General features: G+C 30.0%; 1 protein-coding gene. It reads right to left on the bottom strand.

Annotation, left to right across the window (positions count from 1 at the left end; all coding sequences use genetic code 11):
- Window positions 1-24: 24 nt before the first annotated feature.
- Window positions 25-930, bottom strand: coding sequence for an AAA family ATPase (locus GGQ92_RS16265; RefSeq protein ID WP_246384574.1), 906 nt, complete (start codon window positions 928-930; stop codon window positions 25-27).
- Window positions 931-1103 lie beyond the last annotated feature (173 nt).

Here is a 1103-nt window from a genome sequence, read left to right as displayed (position 1 = left end):
CATGTCAAGCCTTCACATATATATTCAAATCAGCTTCAAAGCACTATCTGAAAAATTAACTTTCATGTGTCCAAAATATTGACGTAGATCCACTAAATCAGTCTTTATAATAGATTGCTCTCCTTTACCGATAAAATCAAAGGGGATTTTATCAAGTTGAGTTATTAAACTACCATCCCAAGTTGAACGTGACCCTAAATCAACGGTCAATTCAATTTCTTTATTACTTAATTTTGAAATATCAGTTATTTTCGAGTTAATGTCAGCAATCGATTGGTCTTTTGAAAAAGTTTCTTTTACCTTTCTATAGGCTTGTGCAACTTTAGTTTTTTCATCAGTATCTAAAATATTTTGAACAATTCTAGATATATAAATATCCGATCCATTTCGAAACTTGCTAAAACCTACATCGATAAACGATGATTTAATTGGAATGCTTCTAGCAGTCAATGCTTTTCTTGCGAAAGAATACCACTCTACATCATAGTATTCAATTGGTAGACTTTCTATACTTCCTGATTTTATTAATGATTCATATTCTTCATTATATTTTTCATCTAAGGCAATTTTTAGTGCAACTCCACTAGCTTTTCCTGAGGTCTCCTTTTCAGAAAACTTATCACCTTCTAAAATAGGGAGAACTTCATCTAAATATAATTCAATTAAAATATAAGGTGGTTCAGATGTTTTTCCATCGTTAACATTTTCTATATATTCTTTTACAACTTCATAATTAAATAAATATTGTGTTAGATTGCCTTTGACTAACTTCCCTCTAAATATACCGCTAAGAGCCAAATGTATTGCCTCTAAAATGGTAGATTTTCCAGCTTCATTATTTCCAACTAAGATATTTATTCCCTTTTTAAAATCTAAAGTGAAAGAACCCTTGATACATTTAAAATTCTCGATTTTTACACTTCTAATCATTGTCTCTCTCCTATATAAAATTCTATAAATTTATTATCAGGTATTTTTTAGTAAAAGACAATCTAATGCACTATAAATGTTTGTGTCAAGTATTTCTCAAGGACGTTAAACCCTCAATAGATAGAGCTTTCTCTTTTTGTACACTTAACTGGAAATTCTACCGCGCTACGCTT

It is taken from the genome of Gracilibacillus halotolerans, from assembly GCF_014206945.1.
Lineage (GTDB): Bacteria > Bacillota > Bacilli > Bacillales > Amphibacillaceae > Gracilibacillus > Gracilibacillus halotolerans.
The sequence above is the reverse complement of the archived record's forward strand: the minus strand, read 5'-3'. Positions and strand labels throughout refer to the sequence as shown.